Annotated in this window: 17 protein-coding genes and 2 tRNA genes; 10 read left to right on the forward strand and 9 right to left on the reverse strand. The window is 73.7% G+C overall.

The features are described from left to right. Positions 1-210 precede the first annotated feature (210 nt). A complete protein-coding gene (locus tag AC1C2V_RS13700) occupies positions 211-1,251 on the forward strand; it encodes a hypothetical protein (protein ID WP_495390182.1) in 1,041 nt (346 codons plus the stop codon). Positions 1,252-1,354: 103 nt separating this feature from the next. On the opposite strand, the gene AC1C2V_RS13705 is transcribed toward AC1C2V_RS13700, so the two are convergent. After that, the gene (locus AC1C2V_RS13705) at positions 1,355-3,367 is read right to left on the reverse strand and encodes a M13 family metallopeptidase (protein ID WP_495390183.1); all 2,013 of its coding nucleotides are present in this window, start codon (positions 3,365-3,367) and stop codon (positions 1,355-1,357) included. A gap of 50 nt (positions 3,368-3,417) precedes the next feature. Here AC1C2V_RS13705 and AC1C2V_RS13710 point away from each other — a divergent pair, with 50 nt between their 5' ends. Beyond that, complete coding sequence (locus AC1C2V_RS13710; RefSeq protein WP_495390184.1) at positions 3,418-3,885, forward strand: ribose-5-phosphate isomerase; 468 nt, start codon at positions 3,418-3,420, stop codon at positions 3,883-3,885. A gap of 14 nt (positions 3,886-3,899) precedes the next feature. Continuing rightward, on the forward strand, positions 3,900-4,901 hold the full coding sequence (locus tag AC1C2V_RS13715; protein WP_495390185.1) for an Fpg/Nei family DNA glycosylase: 1,002 nt from the start codon (positions 3,900-3,902) through the stop codon (positions 4,899-4,901). A 33-nt stretch (positions 4,902-4,934) separates the two neighbouring features. Here the strand turns inward: AC1C2V_RS13715 and AC1C2V_RS13720 are convergent, their stop codons facing one another. Next, positions 4,935-6,233 (reverse strand): GNAT family N-acetyltransferase, encoded by a 1,299-nt coding sequence (locus tag AC1C2V_RS13720; RefSeq protein ID WP_495390186.1) that lies wholly within the window; start codon positions 6,231-6,233, stop codon positions 4,935-4,937. Between the two features lie 62 nt (positions 6,234-6,295). Between AC1C2V_RS13720 and AC1C2V_RS13725 the strand changes: the two genes are divergently transcribed. Further along, on the forward strand, positions 6,296-6,688 hold the full coding sequence (locus AC1C2V_RS13725) for an MGMT family protein (RefSeq protein WP_495390187.1): 393 nt from the start codon (positions 6,296-6,298) through the stop codon (positions 6,686-6,688). A 369-nt stretch (positions 6,689-7,057) separates the two neighbouring features. Here the strand turns inward: AC1C2V_RS13725 and AC1C2V_RS13730 are convergent, their stop codons facing one another. After that, the gene (locus tag AC1C2V_RS13730) at positions 7,058-8,194 is read right to left on the reverse strand and encodes an LLM class F420-dependent oxidoreductase (RefSeq protein WP_495390430.1); all 1,137 of its coding nucleotides are present in this window, start codon (positions 8,192-8,194) and stop codon (positions 7,058-7,060) included. Positions 8,195-8,330: 136 nt separating this feature from the next. Here AC1C2V_RS13730 and AC1C2V_RS13735 point away from each other — a divergent pair, with 136 nt between their 5' ends. Further along, on the forward strand, positions 8,331-8,723 hold the full coding sequence (locus AC1C2V_RS13735; RefSeq protein WP_495390188.1) for an MmcQ/YjbR family DNA-binding protein: 393 nt from the start codon (positions 8,331-8,333) through the stop codon (positions 8,721-8,723). A gap of 24 nt (positions 8,724-8,747) precedes the next feature. Here the strand turns inward: AC1C2V_RS13735 and AC1C2V_RS13740 are convergent, their stop codons facing one another. The 5 genes from AC1C2V_RS13740 to AC1C2V_RS13760 form a co-directional block, all read right to left on the reverse strand. After that, complete coding sequence (locus AC1C2V_RS13740) at positions 8,748-9,761, reverse strand: DUF1648 domain-containing protein (RefSeq protein WP_495390189.1); 1,014 nt, start codon at positions 9,759-9,761, stop codon at positions 8,748-8,750. Beyond that, a complete protein-coding gene (locus tag AC1C2V_RS13745) occupies positions 9,758-10,111 on the reverse strand; it encodes a GntR family transcriptional regulator (protein WP_495390190.1) in 354 nt (117 codons plus the stop codon). Before AC1C2V_RS13745 ends, AC1C2V_RS13740 begins: the two co-directional genes overlap by 4 nt. A gap of 51 nt (positions 10,112-10,162) precedes the next feature. Then, a complete protein-coding gene (gene epsC / locus AC1C2V_RS13750; protein ID WP_495390431.1) occupies positions 10,163-10,774 on the reverse strand; it encodes a serine O-acetyltransferase EpsC in 612 nt (203 codons plus the stop codon). Between the two features lie 61 nt (positions 10,775-10,835). Next, entirely contained in the window at positions 10,836-11,771 is a 936-nt protein-coding gene (gene cysK / locus AC1C2V_RS13755; RefSeq protein ID WP_495390191.1) for a cysteine synthase A, read from the reverse strand. A 421-nt stretch (positions 11,772-12,192) separates the two neighbouring features. Then, positions 12,193-12,263 (reverse strand) — tRNA-Gly (locus tag AC1C2V_RS13760). Positions 12,264-12,434: 171 nt separating this feature from the next. Here AC1C2V_RS13760 and AC1C2V_RS13765 point away from each other — a divergent pair. The 3 genes from AC1C2V_RS13765 to tig all read left to right on the forward strand — a co-directional run bounded on the left by AC1C2V_RS13765 (position 12,435) and on the right by tig (position 14,644). Continuing rightward, positions 12,435-12,508 (forward strand) — tRNA-Pro (locus AC1C2V_RS13765). Between the two features lie 114 nt (positions 12,509-12,622). Then, positions 12,623-13,120: a DUF4190 domain-containing protein gene (locus AC1C2V_RS13770; RefSeq protein ID WP_495390192.1), complete on the forward strand. Its 498-nt coding sequence runs from the start codon at positions 12,623-12,625 to the stop codon at positions 13,118-13,120. Positions 13,121-13,258: 138 nt separating this feature from the next. Next, positions 13,259-14,644, forward strand: coding sequence for a trigger factor (tig, locus tag AC1C2V_RS13775; protein ID WP_495390193.1), 1,386 nt, complete (start codon positions 13,259-13,261; stop codon positions 14,642-14,644). Positions 14,645-14,731: 87 nt separating this feature from the next. On the opposite strand, the gene AC1C2V_RS13780 is transcribed toward tig, so the two are convergent. Next, entirely contained in the window at positions 14,732-15,763 is a 1,032-nt protein-coding gene (locus AC1C2V_RS13780) for a DMT family transporter (RefSeq protein ID WP_495390194.1), read from the reverse strand. Between the two features lie 34 nt (positions 15,764-15,797). Between AC1C2V_RS13780 and AC1C2V_RS13785 the strand changes: the two genes are divergently transcribed. After that, entirely contained in the window at positions 15,798-16,376 is a 579-nt protein-coding gene (locus AC1C2V_RS13785; protein ID WP_495390195.1) for a TetR/AcrR family transcriptional regulator, read from the forward strand. Positions 16,377-16,485: 109 nt separating this feature from the next. Beyond that, positions 16,486-17,130: an ATP-dependent Clp protease proteolytic subunit gene (locus tag AC1C2V_RS13790; RefSeq protein WP_495390432.1), complete on the forward strand. Its 645-nt coding sequence runs from the start codon at positions 16,486-16,488 to the stop codon at positions 17,128-17,130. The last annotated feature ends 88 nt before the right edge of the window (positions 17,131-17,218 follow it).

Consider the following 17,218-nt stretch of genomic DNA (forward strand, 5'->3'; position numbering starts at 1 on the left):
AGGCTCGCGCACGATGATGCCACCTCGGGCTCCGGTGGACGCACGGCTTTCCCGGGGTCCCCGGGGGCGGACGGCCGCGTCGTCGCGGGTGACCGGGAAGGGCGGGTTCGACCGGTGAGACCCGATCGTGACATCCTGCCCGGTGCGCCGTCGCGGCGAGGTGCCCGGCGCACCGCCCAGCGGCGCAGATCGTGACTGGAGGGAGTCCAGATGTCCGGCACCGTTCCGCCGCCCCCACCGGGCCAGGACGGCAGGCCGCCGTCCGTGGCGCCGTCGACCCCGGCGACCGGGGTGCGCCGTGTCGTGTCCGCGTACCGGCGGCCGATGTCCGTCGACCCGAGCGCGGAGGTCCCGCTGCAGCAGGTGACCGCGCCGTCGGCAGCGGCCCGCCCCGAGCAGCCGTCCCCACAGGTCGCCGCCCCGGGACCCGCTGCGACCGCCGTCCACGCCCCCGTACCGCCTGCCCCCGCGCCATCCGCGCCCGCGCCGACGGCGCACGCGCCGGTGCCGCCGCCGCCCGTCGCCCCGCAGGCGTACTCGCCCGGGTACGCGGCGCAGCCGACGCAGGCGCAGCAGGCCTACGCCGCCGCCACCCAGGTGCAGCAGCCCGTGTACGCGCAGCCGGCCCCGCAGGGCCCCGGCGACGCCTACCCGGTGGCATCGGCCTCGCCCCCGTCGGAGCCGCCCCGCCGCAAGCGCCGGCTCTCCGCCGGCTGGATCGCGTTCATCGTGGTGGACGTGGTGCTCATCGCCGTGGCGGTGTTCTTCGCCGTGCAGATCCTCACGTCGTCGTCGCCGGAGTCTCCGGGTGCGAGCGCGAGCGCGGGCGTGGGCGCGGGCGTGGAGGAGTCGGCCACGCCGACGCCGTCGGCGTCCGAGTCCGCGCCGACGCAGGGCGAGGAGGTGGCCAGCTTCGCGGCCCCGTCGAAGAACATCACCTGCACGATCTACACCGACGGCGCGAGCTGCGGCATCGCCGAGCTGAACCAGCAGCCCGCCCCCACGGAGGGCTGCGACGGCACCACGGGCTACCTCGTGACCGTCGACGGCGAGGGTCAGGTCGCGCAGCCGTGCGTCCCCGCCGACGAGCAGCCGAAGGCCGCCGGCGGCGACACCGACGTCCTCGACTACGGCGACTCGATCACCGAGGGCGACTTCACCTGCACCAGCGACGAGACGGGTATGGCGTGCACCCACGACCCCTCGGGCAAGGGCTTCTCCCTGGCCCGAGCGGGCATCGGGACCAGCTGATCACACTGGTTGAGCCTGTCGAAATCGGGTTTCGACAGGCTCAACCAGCGGTGGCGCTGCTCAACCAGCGGTGGCGCTGCTCAACCAGCGGTAGGACGGTGCGTCACCAGATGCGCACCCGCTCCTCGGGAGCGAGCCACAGCGCGTCGAGCGGCTCCACGCCGTAGGTGGCGTGGAACTCGTCGAGGTTGCGGACCACGCCGTTGCAGCGGAACTCGTTGGGGGAGTGCGGGTCGGTGGCGATGCGCCGCACGATCTCCTCGTCGCGACCCTTGGACTGCCACACCTGCGCCCAGCCGAGGAAGATGCGCTGGAGGCCGGTGAGCCCGTCCACGACCGGCGCCTCGTCGAGCGGCTTGCCGAGCGCGATCCCGTAGGCCTTGATGGCGATCGACAGGCCGCCGAGGTCGCCGATGTTCTCGCCGATGGTCAGGGCGCCGTTGACGTGCGGGCCGTCGGCCGGGAGCTGCGCCGGCCGGAAGCCGTCGTACTGGGCGATGAGCGCCTTCGTCCGCTTCTCGAACTCGGTGCGGTCCGTCTCGGTCCACCAGTCCTCGAGGCGCCCGTCGCCGTCGTACTTCGAGCCCTGGTCGTCGAACCCGTGGCCGATCTCGTGGCCGATGACGCCGCCGATGCCGCCGTAGTTCACGGCGTCGTCGGCGTCCGGGTCGAAGAACGGCGGCTGGAGGATGGCCGCGGGGAAGACGATCTCGTTCATGCCCGGGTTGTAGTAGGCGTTGACCGTCTGCGGCGTCATGAACCACTCGTCGCGGTCGATCGGCCGGCCGATCTTGCCGAGCTCGTAGTCCTGCTCGAAGGCGTGGGCGCGGCGCACGTTGCCGACCAGGTCGGTGGCGTCGACCTCGAGCGCGGCGTAGTCGCGCCACTTCACGGGGTACCCGACCTTGGGCGTGAAGCGCTCGAGCTTCGCGAGGGCCTTGACCTTGGTCTCGGGCGTCATCCAGTCGAGCTGCTCGATCGACTCGCGGTACGCGGCCACGAGGTGCGCCACGAGGGCGTCCATCCGCTCCTTGTGCTCGGGCGGGAAGTGCCGGGCCACGTACTGCTCGCCGACGGCCTCGCCGAGCGCCCTCTCCACGAGCGCGACGCCGCGCTTCCACCGGTCGCGGACCTCCTGGGCGCCCGAGAGGGTGCGGCCGTAGAAGTCGAAGTTGGCCTCGACGGTCGCGGTGTCCAGGTAGGCGGCGCGGGCGGTGATCAGGTGATAGGCCGCCCACAGCTTCCAGTCGGCCAGGGGCTCGGAGGTCCACAGCTCGGCGAAACCCGTGGCGAACGACGGCTCGCGCACCACGAGGGCGTCCAGCGTCCCGGCCGGGGCGCCGAGGGACTCGGCCCATGTGCGCCAGTCGAAGCCAGGGGCCCGCTCGACCAGGTCGGCGAGCGTCATCGGGTTGTAGGTGAGGTCGGCGTCGCGGTCGCGCACCACGTCCCAGTGGTGGGCGGCCAGATTCGTCTCGAGGGCGACGACGCGGGCGGCCGCGTCCTCGGCGCCGACCCCCCAGGAAGAGTCGGCGGCGACGCCGGCGATACCGAGCATGCGGGCCACGTGCGGCGCGTACTTCTCGCGGACCGGCGCGTACTGGTCCTCCCGGTAGTACGCCTCGTCGGGGAGGCCGATCCCGCCCTGGACGAGGTAGGTCACGTAGGTCTCGGGGTCCTTGGCGTCGTTGTCCACGTAGAAGGCGACGGCGCCGCCGCCGCCGGTGCGCTGCAGGGCGCCGAGCACCCTGACGAGGTCGGCGGGCGTCGCTGCGTCGGCGATCTGCGCGAGCTCGCCGGCCAGAGGCCCGGTGCCGAGCTGCTCCACGCGGTCCGTGTCCAGGAAGCCGGCGTACAGGGCTCCGATCTTGGCGGGCGTCGACGCAGGGTCGAGCCCCTCGGTGGCCGCAAGGTCCGTGATGATGGCGCGCACCCGCTCCTCGGAGAGGTCGTGCAGGGCGCGGAACGCGCCGTCCATCGCGCGGTCGGCGGGGATCTCGTGCTGGTCGAGCCAGCGGCCGTTGACGTGGCGGTACAGGTCGTCCTGCGGGCGGACGGCATCGTCGAGTGCGGACAGGTCGATGCCGGACCTCAGCCCGGTGGCGTCGGCAGTCATGGCGACACCCTACGGCTCGCCGCCGACGCGCCGTAGGGGAGAATGTGGGCATGCGTCTGCACATCGCCGCCGATCACGCCGGATACGAGCTCAAGTCCCATCTCGTCGACCACCTCCGGGCCGCTGGCCACGACGTCGTCGACCACGGGGCGTACGCCTACGACCCGCAGGACGACTACCCGGCCTTCTGCATCGCCGCGGGCGAGGCCGTCGTCGCCGAGCCCGGGTCGCTGGGCGTCGTCATCGGTGGGTCGGGGAACGGGGAGCAGATCGCGGCCAACAAGGTCGTCGGCGTGCGCGCCGTGCTGGCCTGGTCGCTGGAGACCGCGACGCTCGGCCGCCAGCACAACGACGCGAACGTCATCGCGGTCGGCGGCCGCATGCACCCGGTCGAGGAGGCGACGGCGTTTGTCGAGGCCTTCGTCGTCGAGCCCTTCAGCGGCGACGCGCGCCACCAGCGCCGCATCGACAAGCTGGCCGCGTACGAGGCGTCGCACGACGTCTCGGCCATTTCCTGACGTGATCGCCTGACGTGCCAGAAGGTCACACCGTCCACCGCCTCGCGCGGGCGGTGGAGGGACTGTTCGGCGGCCGGCCGCTGCGGGTCTCGAGCCCGCAGGGTCGGTTCGAGGCGGGCGCTGCGCTGCTCGACGGCCGCACCCTCGTGGCGGCGGAGGCGTGGGGCAAGCAGCTCTTCTGCGGGTTCGGCCCGGGGGAGGACCTGCGCTGGCTGCGGGTGCACCTGGGCCTGTACGGGGCGTGGACGTTCGACGGCGACTTTTCGGCAGGCTCAGGGGAGTCCGGCGGCAGGATCGTGCACGCGATCGGCGCGCCCCGCCGGCGCATCGGCGAGCGGGAGACGACCCCGACGGGCACCGAGAGCGGCGTCGACGGTCCCGGCGAGTGGGCACCACCCCCGCCGCGCGGCGCCGTGCGGGTGCGGCTGCTGGGCGAGCACGCCGTCGCCGACCTCACGGGGCCGACCGCGTGCGAGGTGCTGACGCCTGCCGAGAAGGCGGGGGTCGAGGCCCGCCTGGGCCCGGACCCGATTCGCGCTGACGGCGGCCGGGGGACGCTGGACGCGGCGCGCGCCGCCTTCGTCGCGCGCGTCCGCCGGTCGCGAGTGACCGTCGGCCAGCAGGTCATGGACCAGGCGGTCGTCGCCGGGGTGGGCAACATCTACCGCGCCGAGGCGCTGTTCCGCGCGGGCCTCGACCCGCTGCGCCCCGGCCGCGACGTCTCTGCCGGGACGCTCGCGTCGATCTGGGACGACCTCGTCGTGCTCATGCGCGACGGCGCCGCGACCGGCGCGATCGTCACGACCCGCCCGGAGCACCGGGTGCCCGACGGTGTGCACGACGCCGGCCGCCGCACCCGGCAGAACACCGACGGCGCGCCCGGCGCCGTGCCCGCCGACGAGGCGTTCTACGTCTACCACCGCGACGGGCTGCCGTGCCGGGTGTGCGGCGCGCCCGTGCTCACCAAGGAGCTCGCGGGCCGCAACCTGTTCTGGTGCGGCGTCTGTCAGGTCTGAGCAGCCAGGTCTGAGCAGCCAGGTCTGAGCAGGTCAGAACACCCAGCCGCACGCGGGGGCCACGGGCCAGCCGAACGCGGCGGCGACGCCGGCGAGCGCGCCGGGCGTCTGCTCGACGACGAGCCCGGCACCCGCGAGGGCCGCGAGCGACGTCCCGCCCAGGTAGGCGGAGCCCAGCTCCCGCACGTCGAGCTCGAGATCGGGCGCGGCGTCCGTGCGCTCGCAGGTCGACTCCCCGAACGCGCCGGCCCGCAGGCGCCACGAGCCGGCGTTGTCGGCCAGGCGGGCGTCGGTGACGCCGAGCACCACGTCGACGTCGGCCTGGTAGCGCCGCCCGGCGAGCGCCGTGGGCACGTCGACGAGGCGCACCCACACGTTGTCCGCCACGCGGGGCGCCGCGGCGCGCGGGTTGACGAGCAGGCTCGCGATCGGGTCGTCGACGGGCAGCAGGAACGGCTCGGTGGCGCTCATGAGGTCCAGGTCGAGGAGCACGCCCCACAGGGCGCGGGCCGCCGGGGCATCGAGGGCCACGACCTCGCCCGCGTGCACGGTGCCGCGGGGGCCGGTCGGCTCCCACCCGAGGGTGCGCCGGAACATCGCGTAACCGCGCGGCTCGCCGTCACGCTCGACGACGACGATGCGCAGGGACTCGCGGCCGCCGGAGCGGAAGGACTTCGGGTCGGACCAGTAGCTCGCCCACAGCTCCTCGGTCTCGCGGGTGGCCCAGCCGGGCCGGTTGAGGCCGGCAGCCCCGGCCCCGGTCGTGAGGCCGGGCGCCCGGTGCAGCCGCGCCACGAGCTCGCCGTGACGCTCCCGGTCGGCGTGCTCGATGCGCACGGTGTGCTCGTCGGCGCCCGGCACGTCGCGCAGGGCGGCGCCGCGGGGGATGCTCAGCCGCAGGTCGTCGGCGGCCTTGCCGTAGCCGAACCGGCCGTAGATGGCGGTCTCAGCGGCGAAGAGCGCGGACAGCGGCTCGCCGCGCTCGCGGCAGCGGGTCAGGTGGTCGTCGATCATGGCGGTGAGCAGGCCGCGACGGCGGTGCTGCGGGTGCACGCCCACCCAGGTCAGCCCCGCCGTGGGCAGCTCGCCGCCGGGCACGGGGAACCGTGGGAAGGGGTACGACGCACGCAGTGCGGCGAGGGGACCGCCGGTCGGGCTCTCGACGCCGACCGTCCGCTCCCAGGTCACGGGCAGGACCATGTCGTCGAAGTCGTCGACCGACTGCGACGCGGGGAACGCCCACGTGTCGAGGTCGAGGAGGGCGCGGCGGTCGGCGGCGGTGAGCTGGCGGGAGCGGTAGCCGGCGGGCAGGGCGGCGGAGGCGGAGGTCACCCCCCGATCGTGGCGCGGCGGGCGGCGACGGGCCAGCCCATTTCGACCACTAGGGTCGGCGTGTGGACGCCGTCGAGGAGTACGCCGCCGCGGTGCTCGACCTGGCCCGCCGTATCCCGTCGGGGCGGGCGATGACGTACGGGTTGATCGCGGAGATCGTCGGCGAGGCGCTGGGCCGCGGCGGGCCGCGGCAGGTCGGGAACGTCATGGCCGGGTCCGGCGACCGGTACGCCCACCTCGTTCCTGAGGACGCCGTCGTGGTGGGCCCGGCGCAGGACAACCATCCCGTGCCCTGGTGGCGCGTGGTCAACGCCGCCGGGTCCCCGCCGGTCCGCCATCTCACGGCCGCGCTGGACGCGCTGCGGGCCGAGGGCTGCCCGCTCACCCGGGACGGCCGTCGCGTGGACCTGCGGCGAGCGGTCTGGTTCCCCGAGGCGGCCCCGGAGGCACCGTGATCGCCCGCCGGGAGCGCGCGGCGAACGGGCCAGCGGGTGCGCTCGTAGTGGGGGCGTGCCTTGCCCCGGTTGCCGCAGCCGGCCCGGTAGCTGCTCTTCGGTGGCCGCCCAGGCGAGGACCATGTCGGCGGCCGGCCGGCCGGGCGTGCGGGGAGTCTCGACCGTCCACCGGAGACCGCGTACCTGCACGGCGTGCCCGACCCGAGCCTGGTCAGCCCCGACACCTGGGAGCACGACGTCGCCCTCGTCTCCCGCGAGGGCAACGACGAGGTCCAGCCGGCACTGTTCCGCGACTACCCGAACAACGCCCGAATTGCCGCTCGCGGGTTACGTGCGCGGCTTCCTGGGTTGGTGCGGGGGTCGGGACAGCTAGGCCTTCTTCGGCGCCACCCGCGCCGCCAGCGAGCCGGCGCCCGCGCGCAGGCGGGCGGCCAGCGGGGTGCCGCCGTCGGCGTCCCGGCGCGCGGCCTGGGCGGCGGCGAGGACGGTGAGCATCGACGACGGGTCGCCCTGCAGCAGCATGGTGGTCAATGCGGTGCCGTCCCAGCGGGCGAGATCGCGGGCCACCTTGGCGGCCGGCCCGACCAGCGCGATCTCCTCGACCAGCTCGGTCGGCACGGCCCGCGCGGCGTCGTCCCGGCGGCCCGCGAGGAAGAGCTCCTGCACCTCGTCCATCGCGGACGCGTACCCGAGGCGGTCGAGCGAGGCCTTGTGGAAGTTCGCCTCCTTGGACCCCATCCCGCCCGCGTACAGGGCGATGTGCGGCCGGATGACGTCCGCGGCGGCCTCGACGTCGTCGCGCACGACGACGGGCACGGTCGCGAGTACCTCGAACTCCGACGACGCCGTGCGCTCGGCGGCACGCTGCGCGAAGCCGGTGGCCAGCAGCTCGCGGTGCTCGGCGTCGGCGCGCGGGGCGTAGAAGCCGGCCATCCACCCGTCGGCGATCTCCGCGGCGAGCGCGACGTTCCGGGGGCCCTGCGCAGCCAGCACGATCGGGATGTCGGTCCGGAGCGGGTGCACGGTGGGCTTGAGCGCCTTGCCGAGTCCGGTGGCGCCGGGCGCGTCCGCCGGCAGCGGGAGGCGGTAGAAGTCTCCGCTCGCGGTGACGGGGCGCTCGCGGGCGAACACCTGCCGCACGACGTCCACGTACTCGCGGGTGCGGGCCAGCGGGCGCCGGTAGGGCTGGCCGTACCAGCCCTCGACGACCTGTGGCCCGGACGCCCCGAGGCCCAGCACGAACCGCCCGCCGGAGAGGTGGTCGAGCGTGATCGCCTGCATCGCCGTGGCCGTGGGGGTGCGGGCGGCCATCTGCGCGATGCCGGTGCCGAGACGGATCCGGCGGGTGCGCGAGCCCCACCAGGCGAGCGGGGTGAAGGCGTCCGACCCGTACGCCTCCGCGGTCCAGACCGAGTCCAGCCCCAGCGCTTCGGCCGCGACCAGCGCGGGCACGATGCCCTTCGGGGGCCGGCGGGACCAGTAGCCGGTCTGGATGCCGATGCGCAGCGTGCTCATGGGGCGGGTGCTCCTCGTGGAGATGAGACCGTCGAGATTTCCGGTACCGGGAGTATGGGGTAACGCAGGTCACACCCTAGCCGACGGCCGGAGGTGCGGTGCGGCGTCGCCGGGCTACGTTCGGACCATGGCCACGATCGACGACGTCGCCCGCGACGCCGAAGCGCTGCCCGACGTCACCGAGACCACGACGTTCCGCCACCGCGCCTGGGCGGTGCGGGGTGCGGTGTTCGCGTGGGAGCGGCCGTTCAGCAAGGCCGACGTGCGTCGCTTCGGCGATGCGCCCGTCCCGGACGGGCCGATCCTCGCCGTCATGGTCGACGACCTCGGTGAGAAGGAGGCGGTGCTCGCCGCGCGGCCCGGGGAGGCCTTCACGATCCCGCACCTGGATGGCGTCCCGGCCGTGCTCGTGCGGCTCGATGCGACGGCGGAGGGCGCCCTGCGCGAGCTTCTCGTGGACGCCTGGCTCGCCAAGGCGCCCCGGGTGCTCGCCGAGGCCCACCGCGAGCTTCTCACCTGACGCCGGTACGTGAGGTGCGCCGGCTCAGCGGGCGCGTTCGGCCATCGTGTTCAGCAGCGCCGCGGCCTCGGCGGCGTCGTCGACGGTGACGGTGAACGACCTGCCGCCCGTGCGCTCGACGACCAGCGCCTCGCCGGAGCGCAGCACCACGCCGACCCGCCCGTCGCGGGCGATTCGCCAGCCCCAGCCTCCGAACTCGCGCAGCGGGCGGACCTGGGCCACCGACGCCCGCAGCACCTCGTCCGCCGGGACGTGCGTGCCCGGCCAGCGGGCCGTGGAGCGCACGGTCAGGCCGGTGGCGTCGATGCGCACCATGAACGCGAACATCGCCACGAAGAGCCCGGTGAGCAGCAGGGGGACGGCCAGCATCGTCCACTCGCCGGTCATGACCGCGACGAGGGTGGTCAGGAGGATGGCGATCATCCCGACGGCGAGGCCCGGCCCGCCGGTCGCGCGGCGCAGCCAGACGGCGCGCTCGCCGGGGAGTAGCGCCGTGCGTGGCGCGTCGTCGGCGACTTGCGCGGCGGCGGGGAGCGCGGGGTCGCCGGGCACGAGGGCGGCCGCGACGGCGGCGGGCACGAGCGGGACCAGGACCGCAACGGCGATCACCCAGCCCGGGATCGTCACCTGCGAGACGTCGGTGAGCCCGCGCTGCGCAGCCAGGGTGGTGAGCAGGACGACCGCGACGAAACCGCCCGACCACACGCTGCCCCCGGCCGCGACGCGTCGCGTCGACGCGTCGGCGCCGGCGACGGTCCCGATGGCGTAGAACAGCGCGAGCAGCCCGACGGCGAGCGCCACGAAGACGCCCACGAGGCCGGCCGTCGTCGAGAACCCGTCGGGCGCGCCGCCTCCGCTCCAGTGCGAGGCGACCTCGCGGGGCAGCTCGCCCCGCCACGACCAGGCCACACCGGCCGCGCCGAGCGCCAGGAGGCCGCCGGCGAGCGAGGCCCAGGCCATGGCCCGGCGGGCTCGGGGGCGCCAGGCCTCGGGTGCGGTGTCGGCCTGCTGGTCGACGGGCGGGGGAGTGGTGGTCATCGGCACATCGCCTCCTTGACGAGGGTGGTGGTGGTCTCCGGGGACAGTCGCGCCGCCCGCGCCGCGGCCACCAGCTCGGTCAGCGCGAGCTCGACGACCGACAGGTCAGCCGCGGACGACGCGACGACGGCGCCGCGGCCACGCCGCAGCTCGACGACGCCGTCGTCGCGCAGCACCTGGTAGGCGCGCAGGACGGTGTGCATGTTGAGGTCGAGCGAGGCGGCCAGCTCGCGTGCGGCGGGCAGCCGTTCGCCGGGCACGAGCCTGCCGTGTGCGACGGCGAGGCGCACCTGTGCGACGAGCTGCGCATATAGCGGCTCGTCGCCGGCGGAGTCGATCGTCCAGAGCACGCGGCGAGCCTACTTGTTCTAGGGGAACTAGAACAAACCAGGCCGGCGCGCTCAGATCACGTACTCGAGCAGCTCCGACGCGTCCTCGACGTGCTGGCCGTGGTCCGGCCGGTGCCCGGGCGTGCGCGCGTGGGCCGGCACGCCGACGGCGACCATGCCCGTGGGCACGTCCCTGACGACCACGGCATTGGCGCCGATCTGCGCGTCGTCACCGATCCACAGCGGCCCGAGCACCTTGGCGCCCGCCCCCACCATGACGCGGTCGCCCAGCGTCGGGTGCCGCTTGCCGCGGGTCATGGAGCGGCCGCCCAGCGTGGAGCCGTGGAACAGGACGCAGTCGTCGCCGACCACCGCCGTCTGCCCGATGACCACGCCCATCCCGTGGTCGATGAAGAGCCGCCGCCCGATGCGCGCCCCGGGATGGATCTCGATCCCGGTGATCCAGCGTGCGACCTGCGACAGGAGCCGCGCGGGCAGCCGCAGGCCCGGCCGGTGCCACATGCGATGGGTGATCCGGTGCGCCCACACGGCGTGCACGCCCGGGTAGCCCAGCGCCACCTCGAACCGGGACCGGGCCGCCGGGTCGTGCGCGTGCGCGGCCTCGAGGTCCTCGGCGAGGATCTCGAGCAGGTGCCGCAGACCCGGGCGGTGCCCGGCCGGCATGGGGTGGTCGACGGCGCCGTCCGTGCCGCCTGGGTCGCGGGGGCCGGGAGGAGTGGTCACGTCAGTCCAGCAGGTCCGAGTACAGGATCGTGGACAGGTAGCGCTCGCCGAAGTCCGGGATGATCACGACGATCAGCTTGTGGGCGTTCTCCGGACGCTTGGCGACCTCCAGGGCCCCGGCGATCGCGGCGCCGGAGGAGATGCCGACCAGCAGGCCCTCCTCCTTCGCCGCACGGCGCGCGAGCTCCACCGACGTCTCGGCGTCGACGTCGATGACCTCGTCGTACACCGAGGTGTCGAGGATCTCGGGCACGAAGTTCGCGCCCAGGCCCTGGATCTTGTGCGGCCCGGGGTTGCCGCCGGTGAGGATCGGCGACTCGGCCGGCTCGACTGCGACGATCTGCACCTCGGGCTTGCGCTCCTTGAGGACCTGCCCGACGCCCGTGATCGTGCCGCCGGTGCCGATGCCCGCCACGACGATGTCGACCTCGCCGTCCGTGTCCACCCAGATCTCCTCGGCGGTGGTCTGGCGGTGGATCCGCGGGTTGGCCTCGTTGGCGAATTGCTGGGCGAGGACGGCGCCGGGGCGCTCGGCCGCGATCTTCTCGGCGGCCGCGAGCGCGCCCTTCATGCCGTCGGCACCCGGGGTGAGCACCAGCTCGGCCCCGTAGGCCCGCAGCAGGGCACGACGCTCCTTCGACATCGTCTCCGGCATGGTGAGGACGACCTTGTAGCCGCGGGCGGCGCCCACCCAGGCGAGCGCGATGCCGGTGTTGCCCGACGTGCCCTCGACGATCGTGCCGCCCGGCTTCAGGGCGCCGGACGACTTGGCCGCATCGACGATCGAGACGCCGATGCGGTCCTTCACAGAGTTGGCAGGGTTGTAGAACTCGAGCTTGGCGACGACGGTGGCGCGGAGCCCTGCGGTGAGGCGGTTGAGCCGGACGAGCGGGGTACGGCCGATGAGCTCGGTGGCGTCGTCGTAGATGCGGGCCATGGTGATCCTTCTCGAAGCGTGCGGGCGGAGGCAGGTCGGTGTGAGCGCCGCACGGTCGCCGGGACCCGTCGAGGGACGGGTCGGGCGTGGCGTGGACGCTCTACCGACAGCATCGCGGCGTCGTCGTCGCGGCGCACGCCGGGGTGCGGGGCATCGACGCCGACACCGTCCCGAACGGGAGCGAGGAGGCCACAAGAGAGGCGACGGGGGCAACGAGGTTCGTCATGCCCTGCCCCCTCACTGTGTCGCTGCCCCGTGGCTGTCTGCCGCGGGACGAGGTGGCGCGTCCGCACCGCCTGCGGCGCCGAGCCTAGCCACGCGTCGACCGATCGACAAGGCGCATCCCATCGATCGACATACTCGATGAATCGGCGCACACCTCGGGCCGCGGGGAACGTGTCGGCGGGGTGTCGAAGGGGGGAGCGGGCGACGGGAATCGAACCCGCGTAGCCAGTTTGGAAGACTGGGGCTCTACCATTGAGCTACGCCCGCACTGCTCGACGCCGGTCCACGGGCGCGGCCCGTCGGCGTCGGAACGCTGGCTCACCCTAGCAAAGGTGCTCGGCCCCGTGAGCCGCCGTTCGCGCACGTCGTGGCGCTTTGGGAGGGGCGGGCGGCGCATTACACTGGCCGGGGCCCCGCGCCGGCCGGCGCGGCGGGCCGCGGGGTGTGGCGCAGCTTGGTAGCGCATCTGCTTTGGGAGCAGAGGGTCGCAGGTTCGAATCCTGTCACCCCGACGCGGCGTGGACGGAGCGGTCCCATGGCGGCCGCCGCCCACGGGCGGGGCCGATCTGGAAGGATCGCGCATCATGATCGCCGAGCGTCGGCGACCGACGCGCGAGGAGAACCAGATGACCACTCCGGACCCCACCACGCCTGGCACCCCCGAGGAGGGCGGCGCGCCGGCCCCCGCAGGTGGTGCCGACCCGCAGCAGGCGCCACCCGCCTACCCCGGCTACCAGCCGCCGGCGGGTCAGCCCGCGCCGGGGCAGCCGTACCCCGGCCAGCCCTACCCCGCCCAGCCTGGCCAGTACTCCCCGACGTACGGTCAGCCCCAGCCCGAGAACCCGGGCAAGACGCTCGGCATCGTCGGCCTGGTGCTCGCGTTCCTCGGCCCGCTCTCGCTGGTCGGCCTGATCCTCTCGATCGTCGGCCTGGCCAAGTCGCGCAAGGTCGGCCAGCCGAACGGCGTCGCGATCGCCGGCATCGTCGTCGGCGCGATCGTGCTGATCGGCACGATCATCCTGGGGGTGGCCATCGGCGTCGCCGCCAACCACTTCATCGAGGTCTGCAACGACCTCGGCCCCGGCGAGCACGTCCAGGGCAACGTCACCTACACCTGCCCCTGACGTCCCAGCCCGTGACGTAGGATGGACGGGTTGCCCGTACGTCCGTCGTACGGTCCCGCATCCCGCGCCGCAGCAACCAGGCCGGCTCGCGCCGGTGAGATGTGCGCGCACGCACCCAAACCGTTGGAGACCATCGAAGTGAAGAGCGCCGTCGAGACCCTGGATCCCACCAAGGTCAAGCTGACCGTCGAGGTGGAGTACGACGAGCTCAAGCCGAGCATCGACCACGCCTACAAGCACATCGCGGAGCAGGTGAACATCCCCGGCTTCCGCAAGGGCAAGGTCCCCCCGCGCATCATCGACCAGCGGGTCGGCTGGGGCGCCGTCGTCGAGCACGCCGTGAACGACGCTCTCTCGGGCTTCTACCGCGACGCCGTGACGGCCGAGTCGCTGCGCCCGCTCGGTCAGCCGGAGGTCGAGGTGACCGAGGTCCCCGCGAACGCCGGCGAGGGCCAGCTCGCGTTCACCGCCGAGGTCGAGGTCCGCCCGGAGATCACCCTGCCGGACCTGTCGACCATCGAGATCGCCGTGGACTCGACCGAGGTCAGCGACGAGGACGTCACGGAGCGCCTCGACGCGCTGCGCGAGCGCTTCGGCACCCTCGTGGGCGTCGACCGGCCCGCCGTCGAGGGCGACTACATCGTCATCGACCTCAAGGCGGTCGTCGGCGACGAGGAGGTCGACTCGGTCTCCGGCGTCTCCTACCAGATCGGCGCCGGCAACATGCTGGACGGTCTGGACGAGGCCCTCACCGGCCTGTCGACGGACGAGACCACGACCTTCGTCACGAAGCTCGCCGGCGGCGAGCACGAGGGCGAGGAGGCGCAGGTCACCGTCACGGCCACCGCCGTCAAGGAGCGGGACCTGCCGACGCCGGACGACGACTTCGCCCAGCTCGCCTCGGAGTTCGACACCCTCGAGGAGCTGACCGCGGACCTGCGCGAGCAGGTCGCGTCGATCAAGACGTCGAACCAGGCCGTCGCCGCGCGCGACCTGCTGCTCGAGAAGCTGCTCGAGACCGTCGAGGTGCCGGTCCCGTCAGGCGCCGTCGAGGCCGAGGTGCACCGCCACCTGGAGTCGGAGGACCGGCTCGAGGACGACGAGCACCGGGCCGAGGTCACCGTGGACGCCACCAAGGCCCTCAAGAACCAGATCCTGCTCGACACGCTCGCCGAGAAGCTCGAGGTGCAGGTGGGCCAGGGCGAGCTCGTCGAGTACCTGGTGCAGGCGTCGCAGCAGTACGGCATGGACCCGAACCAGTTCATCTCCACGCTCGACCAGGGCGGTCAGATCCCCGCCATGGTCGGTGAGGTCGCGCGCTCCAAGGCGCTCGCCGTCGCCCTGCGCGAGATCGAGGTCAAGGACGCCGACGGCAACGTCGTCGACCTGGCCGAGTTCATCGGCACCGACGAGGAGGACGCCGCGACCGCCGAGGTCGAGGCCGCCGCCGAGACGACCGAGGACGCTGCCGTCGAGTCGACCGAGGCCGGCGAGGAGCAGCCCGAGGAGGCCGCGAAGGCCTGATCCAGGCTCGCCCCGCCGGCTCGTCCGGCGCCGTGTCCGACGGCCCGCGCCCCCTCCGGGGTGCGGGCCGTCGGCGTCTGTGGCGCGTCAGCCCGCCCCGACCGCCTGGTCCGCAGCTTGGCCCGCAGCTTGGCCCGCAGCTTGGTCCGCAGCTTGGTTCGCGGAGCGTGGGGACGGGCGTCGTTCGCCGCGGATCACCGCGGCGACGCCGAGGCCGGCGAGCACCAGCCCGGCCGCCGTGGCGGCGGTGAGCGGCTCGCCGAACAGTGCGGCCCCCGCGAGCGTCGTCGTCGGGACCACCAGGAACAGCAGGGCGTTGAGGAGCGTGACGTCCACGCGCCGCAGCAGGTACCAGTAGAGCCCGTAGGCCGCCAACGAGGGCACCAGCGCGAGGAACGTCACGGAGGCCCAGAAGCTCGGGTCGGCGGGCGGGACGGCCGTGCCGGTGGCGAGCGTCAGCACGGCGAGCGCCCCGGCGGCGACCGTCGTGTGCAGCGCCAGCATCGGCGTCGCGGGCAGCATCGCGGGCCGGCGACGCTCGAGGAACGTGGCGGCGACGAGCGAGGCCACCGCGACCAGCGGAAGCGCGTACGCCCAGGCGGGTGCCGTCGTGACGCGCACGTCGGCGGCGACGAGGAGCGTGACGCCGCCCAAGGCCGTCCCCAGCCCGAGCCACTGCGCACCGCGCACGTGCAGCCCCAGGAGCGGGCCGACGAGGGTGGCCACCAGTACCGGCTGCACGGCGTCCACGAGCGACGTCGCGCCCGTGCTCACGCCCAGCCCGATCGCGCCGTAGACGGGCAGCACGTACCCGACTTGGGAGAGCAGCCCGACCGCGATGTGGTGGGCCGCCGCCCGAGGGCGGACGAGGTGGGCCGCCGGGCCCGCGCGCGCCGGGAACCGCGGGCCGGTGCGTCGGCCCCGTGCTCGGCCGGCGAGGGCGAGCGTCGCGCTCAGCACCACGGCGACGACGAGGAACCGCCAGAGCAGCACCGTCTGCGCGGGGGCGCCGGCGGTCCCCACCTTCGCGGCGAGGAAGCCCGAGCTCCAGGACAGCACGAAGGCAGCCGAGGCGCCGACGAGGACGAGGCCCGGAGGTATACCGATCTGTTTAGTCATGCGTGCGACTATACAGACCGGTATAGTCGAACGCATGGCGGAGCAGAGCACCCTCACCCCGGCCGCGCGCAGGATCCTCGAGGCGGCGTCGCGGCTGTTCTACGCCCGCGGGCTGCACGCGGTCGGGGTCGACACGATCGCCGCGGAGGCGGGGGTCACCAAGAAGACGCTCTACGACCGCTTCGGCTCGAAGGAGGCGCTGGAGGTCGCTTACCTGCACGGCCGTGACGCCCGGTGGGAGGAGTTCCTCCGGGCACGCCTGGCCGAGCGTCCCGAGCCCGGGGTCGAGCGCGCGCTCGTGCTGTTCGATGCGGTCGCGGACTGGATGGCCGCGGAGGGCGGGCGGGGGTGCGCGGCGATCAACGCACGCGCGGAGATCGACGACCCGCAGCACCCGGTCGCCCTCGAGGTGTCGCGGCAGAAGGGGTGGGTCCGCGACCTGATGCGGGCCGAGTGCCGCGCCGCCGGCTTCGTCCACCCCGCCGAGCTCGCGGATGCGCTCGTGCTGCTCTACGACGGGGCCCTCGCCGGGTCGGGCACGGGCGTCCCCGCGGACCCGTTCGCCACCGCGCGTCGGGCGGCCCGCGCCCTGTGCGGGGCGCACGGGGGCTGAGCGCGTCCGCCGGCGGCGCCCTGTGTGCGCCCGCAGCGAAAGGCCCGCCGCCGGGACGTTTTGCGTGGCTGCCGCACGTTAGGGTCGATCGACGGCGATGACGAAGGAGATGGACGTGAACGACTTGCTGCGGATGGACGGTGCGGCGCCGGTGGCGCGCGCCGATGGCCCGGGACTCGGCCTCAACGACTCCATCTACAACCGGCTCCTCAAGGAGCGCATCATCTGGCTGGGCTCGGAGGTGCGCGACGAGAACGCGAACGCCATCTGCGCCCAGATGATGCTGCTGGCCGCGGAGGACCCGGACAAGGACATCTGGCTGTACATCAACAGCCCCGGCGGCTCCATCACGGCCGGCATGGCGATCTACGACACGATGCAGTACATCCAGCCCGACGTGGCGACCATCGCGATGGGCATGGCCGCCTCCATGGGGCAGTTCCTGCTCTCCTCGGGCACCAAGGGCAAGCGCTACATCACCCCCCACGCCCGCGTGCTGATGCACCAGCCTTCCGGCGGCGTCGGCGGCACCGCGACCGACGTGCGGATCGGGGCCCAGCTCATCATGCACATGAAGAAGGTCCTCGCCGAGCTGACGGCGGAGCAGACGGGCCAGCCGCTCGAGAAGATCCTCAAGGACAACGACCGCGACAGCTGGTTCACCGCTCCCGAGGCGCTCGAGTACGGCTTCGTCGACAGCCTCGTCACGACGGCCTCCTCGGTCTCCGGCGGTGGTGGCACGGCGGCGTCCTGATGCCGCGCCCACCCCGACCCAGCGAGGAACCCCAGACTTCCACCGAGGAGAGAACACCGTGAGCTACTCCGACGAGTACCAGTTCGCC

The sequence above is a fragment of the Isoptericola sp. Y541 genome (genome assembly GCF_059445465.1).

What these genes read in the sequence shown, in the direction of transcription:
- AC1C2V_RS13700 (WP_495390182.1), top strand. Translation starts at nt 211, where the DNA reads ATGTCCGGCACCGTTCCGCCGCCCCCACCGGGCCAGGACGGCAGGCCG.
- AC1C2V_RS13705 (WP_495390183.1), bottom strand. Translation starts at nt 3,367, where the DNA reads ATGACTGCCGACGCCACCGGGCTGAGGTCCGGCATCGACCTGTCCGCA.
- AC1C2V_RS13710 (WP_495390184.1), top strand. Translation starts at nt 3,418, where the DNA reads ATGCGTCTGCACATCGCCGCCGATCACGCCGGATACGAGCTCAAGTCC.
- AC1C2V_RS13735 (WP_495390188.1), top strand. Translation starts at nt 8,331, where the DNA reads ATGGCCACGATCGACGACGTCGCCCGCGACGCCGAAGCGCTGCCCGAC.
- AC1C2V_RS13740 (WP_495390189.1), bottom strand. Translation starts at nt 9,761, where the DNA reads ATGACCACCACTCCCCCGCCCGTCGACCAGCAGGCCGACACCGCACCC.
- epsC (WP_495390431.1), bottom strand. Translation starts at nt 10,774, where the DNA reads ATGCCGGCCGGGCACCGCCCGGGTCTGCGGCACCTGCTCGAGATCCTC.
- cysK (WP_495390191.1), bottom strand. Translation starts at nt 11,771, where the DNA reads ATGGCCCGCATCTACGACGACGCCACCGAGCTCATCGGCCGTACCCCG.
- AC1C2V_RS13770 (WP_495390192.1), top strand. Translation starts at nt 12,623, where the DNA reads ATGACCACTCCGGACCCCACCACGCCTGGCACCCCCGAGGAGGGCGGC.
- AC1C2V_RS13780 (WP_495390194.1), bottom strand. Translation starts at nt 15,763, where the DNA reads ATGACTAAACAGATCGGTATACCTCCGGGCCTCGTCCTCGTCGGCGCC.
- AC1C2V_RS13785 (WP_495390195.1), top strand. Translation starts at nt 15,798, where the DNA reads ATGGCGGAGCAGAGCACCCTCACCCCGGCCGCGCGCAGGATCCTCGAG.
- AC1C2V_RS13790 (WP_495390432.1), top strand. Translation starts at nt 16,486, where the DNA reads ATGGACGTGAACGACTTGCTGCGGATGGACGGTGCGGCGCCGGTGGCG.